Genomic DNA, 6,812 nt, shown 5'->3' on the forward strand with positions numbered 1-6,812 from the left:
CACGGTTGATTTAAAGCTAGCATTGGTATGCCAATTGCAAAATATGAAACTTGCTTCATATGAAACGGATACGCATCACGCCGGCCTGGTACTTCAGCGACGAGGCAGGCAATCAGATCGACCCGCAGCTGTTCGTGTTGCTCGAGGGCGTCCATCGTCATGGCAAGTTGACCGAGGCGGCGAAAATGGCCGGGGTGTCCTATCGGCATGCCTGGAACCTGCTCGGCAAGTGGCAGGAATTCTTCGGCATCAGCCTGGTCGAGCTGCAGCGTGGGCGTGGCGCGCACCTGTCGCCGCTCGGCGAGAAATTGCTGTGGGCCGAGCAGCGCGTGATCGCGCGTCTCGGTCCACAACTGGAAAGCCTGGGGTCGGAGCTCAACCTGGCCATCCAGCAGACGTTGGAAGGGGTGAAGCCCGTATTACGCTTGCATGCCAGCCACGGTTATGCGGTGGAGCTGCTGCCGGAATTTCTCGATGAGCTGCGCCTCGATCTGCAGTATTGCAGCCCTCGGGAGGCGCTGGTCGCCCTGAATCGCGGTGCTTGTGACCTGGCCGGCTTTCACCTGCCCCAGGGGCCGGTCGGTGAACGGCTGGCACGTGATTATCGCGCGTTGCTGAAACCGCGCAGCCATCGTGTGCTGCGCTTCATCACCCGCCGCCAGGGGTTGATGGTCACGCCGGAAAATCCTTGCGATATCCATGGCCTGGCCGATCTAACACGCGGCGAGGCACGTTTCATCAATCGTCAGTCCGCATCTGGTACGCGCGCCTTGCTTGACGGGTTGCTGCGGGCCGAGGGCCTATCGGCCCGTCGCATTCGTGGCTATGAGCTGGAGGAATACACCCACTCGGCGGTGGCCGCCTACATCGCGGCCGGCATGGCCGACGTGGGATTCGGGGTGGAGACGGCGGCACGGCGTTTCGGGCTCGATTTCGTGCCGCTGGCCAGCGAGGATTATCTGCTGCTGTGCCATCATCGCAGCCTTGCCGAGCCAAGGCTGGAAAGCTTTCGGGAGGTGCTGGCCGGCCAGGCCTTCCAGGAGGCCGTTCTGGCGTTGCCGGGCTATTCGCTGAACCGGTGTGGCGAGGTCGAGGGGATCGAGGCGCTGATGGCGGGATGAGGTCGACCACGCCCGGCCCGGGCGTGGTCGAAGGAGGTCAGCTCAGGGCGAAGCCGAGTGCCAGGAAGCCGGCGGCAGTCACCAGGGCGCCGAGCAGGGCGTAGGGAAACTGCGTCAGGCCATGCTGCATGGGCAGGCAGCCGCTGCCCTGGGCGGAGAGCACCGAGGAATCGGAGAAGAAGCAGGCATGGCTGCCGAAGCTCGAGGCCGAGAGCAGGGCGCCGACCACCAGGGGCATCGAGGCATCCAGGTGCTGGGCCATGGGCACCACGATGGGAATCGAGATCACGAACACGCCCCAGGACGAGCCGGTGGCGAAGACCACGACCGCCATGGACAGGAATACCAGGGCCGGCAGCAGTGCCTTGGTCAGATAGGGCGACAAGGCGTCGATCATGAACGGGGTCATGCCCAACTGGTCGTTGATCTCGCGCAGCACGAATCCCACGGCAACGATGGCCAACGGCAACATCATGGTGCGGAAGCCGTCCATGATGGCGTCCATCAATGTATTGAAGGTCGCCAGCCGCTGGATGAGATAGAGCACCAGGGTGAACAGGGTGGCGACGATCACGCCCTTGAGCAGGTCGATCTCGAAATAGGCGCTGGCACCGATCAGCACCGCCATGGGGGCGAGGAAGTTGAACACGCCGACCCACGGACGTCCGCTCGGGGCCGCGTCGTCGGAGAGTGGCTTGTCCGGAGCGCCGTCGGGGATCGGTTGCCCGCGTTTGGCGCGCGCTTCGGCGGCCTTCATCGGTCCCAGGTCGGGCAGCAGGCCGAGCGCCACCAGCACCACCAATCCCATGGCCACCCAGCCATAGAGCATGAAGGGAATCGACTGGATGTACAGCCACATGCCGGGACCGTCAGTGGCGGCGTTGGTTTCCAGCAATTCGGCGAAGTACACCGCCCAGGTCGACAGGGGCACCAGGATGCAGATCGGTGCTGCCGTGGAGTCGACGATATAGGCCAGCTTCTCGCGGGAGACGCCGAAACGGTCGGTCAGGCGCTTCATGGCCGCCGAGGTGGCCAGAGCGTTGAGATAGTCGTCGATGAAGATCAGCACACCCAGTGCGGCGGTGCTGAGCATCGACTGCCGACGGGTCTTGACCAGCCGTGTCAGGCAATGGCTGAAGCTCAGGGTGCAGCCGGATATTTCCAGCATGGCGATGAAGCCGCCCATCAGGCCGCAGACCAGAATCAGCCAGGCGATGGTCTCGTTCATCATCACCGACAGCGAGATATCGGCCAGCTCGCCGATGAAATCATCGGGCTGCAGCAGGATCAGGCCGCAGATGGCACCGATCGCCAGGGCCTCAAGGGTGCGATGGGTGGTGATGGCCACGATCAGCACGATCAACGAAGGCACCAGGCTGACCCAGCCATAGTCGCTGACGCCGCGGTGCGTCAGGGCCAGGGTCGTCACGGTGGCCAGTATGCCGATGACCAGCAGCAGGGTACGGCCTGTACCGCGCTGCATCGGCAGGCTGGGAGCGAAAGGATGGGGTGACTGGCTCATGCTCGACCTCCTTCGGTACGGAAGGCAGGCCGCTTGACCGTTGTCGAGACGATGCAGGTTGTCGTTGTCATCTTGCCTGTCCCTTTGTTGTGGATGAATGGAATGGGATATCCGGGCATACGGGCCCTGGCCCGGCCGCTGGGGCAGCCGGGAAGGTGGTGTAGTGCCGGGGTGGGAAGATCAGACGTGGCGCAAGTACCAGTCGTATTCCAGCTTGCTGATGGACTGCATGGTCTGGTCCCGCTCGACGCGTCGATTGGCGATGAAGACCCGCAAGAAGTCGGGACCCAGCGCCTCGGCGAGGGTGGTATCGCGCTCCAGCAGATCCAGCGCCTGGCGCCAGCTGTTGGTCAGGGTAGGGGCGACCTGGTCATAGGCATTGCCGGTGATCGCCGGTGGCGGCGTCAGGTGATGGTGAAGGCCGTGATCAATGGCGGCGAGCAGGGTAGCCACCAACAGGTACGGATTGACGTCAGCCCCGGCAACACGATGTTCGATGCGCCTCGCCCGGTTGTCGCCGGAAGGGATGCGCACTGCCACCGAGCGATTGTCGTAGCCCCAGGTCGGCGCCATGGGCACGTAGAGGCCGGGCTGGAAACGCTTGAAGGAATTCAGGTTGGGAGCGAGCAGCCCCATCGAGGCCGGCATGGTCTCGAGCAGGCCGGCCACCGCGCGCTGTAGCTCGGGAGTGCCCAGGGGTGCCTCGTCCTCGGCGGAAAAGACGTTGCGACCGTTGTCGTCGAGCAGGCTGATGTGTACATGGGTGCCGCTGCCGGCTTCGTTACCGTAGGGCTTGGCCATGAAGGTGGCATCGAAACCATGCTGGAGGGCCACGCCCTTGATCAGGCGCTTGAGCAGAACGGCGCTGTCGCAGGCCGTCAGGGCGTTGTCGCAGTGGAGCAGGTTGATCTCGAACTGTCCCGGCGCACACTCCTTCAGGGCCGTGTCCAGCGGCAGCTCCTGGCGTTCGGCGGCGCTGTGGATCGCTTCGAGGAAGTCCGCGTATTCGTCGAGTTCGTTGATCGAGTAGAGCTGGCTCTGGGTGGCGCGCTCTCCGCTGCTCGGTGACAGCGGCGGCTGGATCATGCCCAGCGCGTTGCGCTGGCGATCGACGAGGTAGAACTCCAGCTCCACCGCCACGACCGGCGTCAGCCCGACACGCCGGAAGCGCTCCAGCACGCGGGCGAGCACCTGGCGGGGATCCGCGAAGAAGGGCGCGCCGTCGGGCTCGGTCATGGTCATCAGCAACTGGGCCTGCCGGCCGTCGCGCAGCCAGGGACTCGGCATCAGGGTGCCCGGCACCGGATGGCAGACTCGGTCCCCATCGCCGCTGTCGAGCCCCAGACCGGTTTCCTCCACGGTATTGCCGTGAATGTCCAGGGCGAACACCGAGGCAGGCAGGTTGACGCCGTCGCGATAGACCTTCTCGAGGTTGTCCCGGGGAATGCGCTTGCCGCGCAGTACGCCGTTGAGGTCGCTGATCAGCAGATCGATGCTGACGATGTCGGGGTGGCGCTCGAGAAAGGCTCGGGCCTCATCGACGGGATTGGGTGACATGTGGCACCTGTTGGAATCGGATTGTTGATGATGCTGTCATCTTTGAATCAACTCTTCGTGTTGTCAAATTTTTTACGACATCTCGCGGATGCCTGGCAATAGCTTCTCCGTTTTTTCTGCATTTATGATTAATATCAATTGGTTGTGTTAAGAGGTTGGGTGTTCGTTCTGACGAGAGTTGGCAAGATTATTCAACCTGTGTATGTTGATTAAAACATAACAAGCGTGATCTCGATTCGATCAAGGAGGCTGCCATGCCGACTCGACCCCTGGTGGGTGTCATCGCCTGCCGCCGTGAGGTGGAGGGCCATCCGTCACACATGGTCACCGACAAGTATCTGAGCGCCCTGCGTGACTATGGGCTCGCGCCGGTGATGCTGCCGGTCTGGGAAGACATCGCGCCGGCGGAGGTCGAGGCCCTGACCGAGCGGCTCGACGGCCTGGTGTTGACTGGTAGTCATACCAATGTCGAACCACAGCGCTACGGGGCCGAGCGGGCGCCGGAGAATACCCGAGCGGATCTCGACCGCGACGCGCTTGCCCTGGCGCTGGTATCGGTGGCGCTGGCGCGCAGGTTGCCCCTGCTGGGTATCTGCCGCGGGTTCCAGGAGATCAACGTGGCGCTCGGCGGCAGCCTGTATCAGGCGGTGCAAAACCAGCCCGGCAAGCTCGACCACCGGGAGCCCGAAGGCGACAAGGCGACACGCTATGCGCCCGTGCATGATCTGGAAATCCGGCCGGGTGGTGTCCTGTCGCGGCTGTTCGAAGAAGGGCGGTCACGCGTCAATTCGCTGCACCAGCAAGGGATCGACAGGCTCGCCGATGGCCTCACGACCGAGGCCGTGGCCCCCGATGGGCTGGTCGAGGCGGTGTCGGTGACCCAGGCCGAGGGGTTCACCCTGGCGGTGCAGTGGCATCCCGAGTGGCAGCCTCGGGAACACCCGCTCTACGACGCCATCTTCCGCGGCTTCGCCGGGGCCTGTGAGGCGTACCACAGACAGGTAGCGGCGGTGACGGCCTGAGTGCTTTGCGAGCCCCTTGTGAATGGAGAACAACATCATGCAAACCCAAGACTATCAGGCCCTGGATCGCACCCATCACCTGCATCCCTTCACCGATTTCAAGGCACTGGGCGAAGAAGGCAGTCGTGTCGTGACCCATGCCGAGGGCGTCTACCTCCGTGACAGCGAGGGCAACCGCATTCTCGACGGCATGGCGGGGCTGTGGTGCGTGAATCTCGGTTACGGACGCCGCGAGCTGGTTGAAGCGGCAACGGCGCAGCTCGAGCAACTGCCGTACTACAACACCTTCTTCAAGACCACGCACCCCCCTGCGGTGCGCTTGGCCGAGAAGCTGTGCAAATTGGCGCCGTCGCACATCAACCAGGTGTTCTTCACCGGTTCCGGCTCCGAGGCCAACGATACCGTGCTGCGCATGGTGCGCCGTTACTGGGCCTTGAAAGGTCGGCCCGACAAGCAGTGGATCATCGGTCGCGAGAATGGCTATCACGGTTCCACCCTGGCTGGCATGAGTCTGGGCGGCATGGCGCCGATGCATGCTCAGGGCGGCCCCTGCGTTCCCGGTATTGCCCATATCCGTCAGCCCTACTGGTTTGGTGAAGGGCAGGGCATGTCGCCGGAAGCGTTCGGCCGGGAGTGCGCCGCCGCGTTGGAAGCCAAGATTCTCGAGCTTGGCGAAGACCGGGTGGCGGCCTTCATCGCCGAGCCCGTTCAGGGGGCCGGGGGCGCCATCATGCCGCCGGAGAGCTACTGGCCGGCCGTCAAGAAAGTGCTGGCGAAATACGACATCCTGCTGGTCGTCGACGAGGTGATCTGCGGTTTCGGGCGACTTGGCGAGTGGTTTGGCAGCCAGCACTACGGTCTCGAGCCCGATCTGATGCCGGTCGCCAAGGGGCTTTCATCCGGCTATCTGCCGATCGGTGGCGTGCTGGTCGGGGATCGTGTCGCCGAGACGCTGGTCGAAGAAGGCGGCGAGTTCTTCCATGGTTTTACCTATTCAGGGCATCCGACCTGTGCCGCCGTGGCGCTCAAGAACCTGGAACTGCTCGAAGCCGAGGGCGTGGTGGATCGGGTGCGCGAGGATCTTGGCTCCTATCTGGCCGAACGCTGGGCCAGCCTGGCCGATCATCCGATCGTCGGCGAGGCGCGTTCCCTGGGACTGATGGCCGCCCTGGAGCTGGTTGCCGACAAGACGACCGGGCAGCGCTTCGACAAGTCGCTGGGCGCCGGCAACCTGTGTCGTGACCTGTGCTTCGCCAGTGGTCTGGTGATGCGTTCCGTGGGCGATACCATGATCATTGCGCCACCCTTGGTGATTCGTCGCGAGGAAATCGACGAACTGGTGGAACTGGCCCGACGGGCCCTGGACGAGACGGCTCGCCGACTGACGCACGCCCCGCACATGCAAGAGGAGCCAACCGCATGACCGCTCAATCCTCGATTCTCGCCACCGAGTCCCCCGAAACCCATGCCGACTGGCGGGCGCTGGCCGCCACGCTGGTCGAGCAGGGTCTCGAGACCCGTGCCTATATCGACGATGCCTTCGTCGCGGCCATCGGCGGCGAGACCTTCGCCACCGTCAATCCGGCCACC

The 6,812-nt window shown here is 63.8% G+C and carries 5 protein-coding genes; 3 read left to right on the forward strand and 2 right to left on the reverse strand.

Going from position 1 to position 6,812, the window contains the following annotated elements:
* The first annotated feature begins 59 nt into the window (after window positions 1–59).
* A complete protein-coding gene (locus A9O65_RS14625; RefSeq protein ID WP_064702477.1) occupies window positions 60–1,121 on the forward strand; it encodes a substrate-binding domain-containing protein in 1,062 nt (353 codons plus the stop codon).
* A 37-nt stretch (window positions 1,122–1,158) separates the two neighbouring features.
* Here A9O65_RS14625 and A9O65_RS14630 read toward each other — a convergent pair whose 3' ends face one another.
* Both A9O65_RS14630 and A9O65_RS14635 read right to left on the reverse strand, forming a co-directional pair.
* The gene (locus tag A9O65_RS14630) at window positions 1,159–2,643 is read right to left on the reverse strand and encodes a Na+/H+ antiporter NhaC family protein (protein ID WP_064702478.1); all 1,485 of its coding nucleotides are present in this window, start codon (window positions 2,641–2,643) and stop codon (window positions 1,159–1,161) included.
* Window positions 2,644–2,823: 180 nt separating this feature from the next.
* Window positions 2,824–4,200: a glutamine synthetase family protein gene (locus A9O65_RS14635; protein WP_064702479.1), complete on the reverse strand. Its 1,377-nt coding sequence runs from the start codon at window positions 4,198–4,200 to the stop codon at window positions 2,824–2,826.
* 254 nt (window positions 4,201–4,454) lie between these two features.
* Here A9O65_RS14635 and A9O65_RS14640 point away from each other — a divergent pair, with 254 nt between their 5' ends.
* Window positions 4,455–5,222 (forward strand): gamma-glutamyl-gamma-aminobutyrate hydrolase family protein, encoded by a 768-nt coding sequence (locus tag A9O65_RS14640; RefSeq protein WP_064700656.1) that lies wholly within the window; start codon window positions 4,455–4,457, stop codon window positions 5,220–5,222.
* A gap of 37 nt (window positions 5,223–5,259) precedes the next feature.
* Window positions 5,260–6,645 (forward strand): aspartate aminotransferase family protein, encoded by a 1,386-nt coding sequence (locus A9O65_RS14645; protein WP_064702480.1) that lies wholly within the window; start codon window positions 5,260–5,262, stop codon window positions 6,643–6,645.
* Window positions 6,646–6,812 lie beyond the last annotated feature (167 nt).

The organism is Halomonas caseinilytica (assembly GCF_001662305.1).
In the GTDB taxonomy this organism is placed as follows: Bacteria; Pseudomonadota; Gammaproteobacteria; order Pseudomonadales; family Halomonadaceae; genus Halomonas; species Halomonas caseinilytica.

What these genes read in the sequence shown, in the direction of transcription:
- A9O65_RS14640 (WP_064700656.1), top strand. Translation starts at nt 4,455, where the DNA reads ATGCCGACTCGACCCCTGGTGGGTGTCATCGCCTGCCGCCGTGAGGTG.
- A9O65_RS14645 (WP_064702480.1), top strand. Translation starts at nt 5,260, where the DNA reads ATGCAAACCCAAGACTATCAGGCCCTGGATCGCACCCATCACCTGCAT.
- A9O65_RS14625 (WP_064702477.1), top strand. Translation starts at nt 60, where the DNA reads ATGAAACGGATACGCATCACGCCGGCCTGGTACTTCAGCGACGAGGCA.
- A9O65_RS14630 (WP_064702478.1), bottom strand. Translation starts at nt 2,643, where the DNA reads ATGAGCCAGTCACCCCATCCTTTCGCTCCCAGCCTGCCGATGCAGCGC.
- A9O65_RS14635 (WP_064702479.1), bottom strand. Translation starts at nt 4,200, where the DNA reads ATGTCACCCAATCCCGTCGATGAGGCCCGAGCCTTTCTCGAGCGCCAC.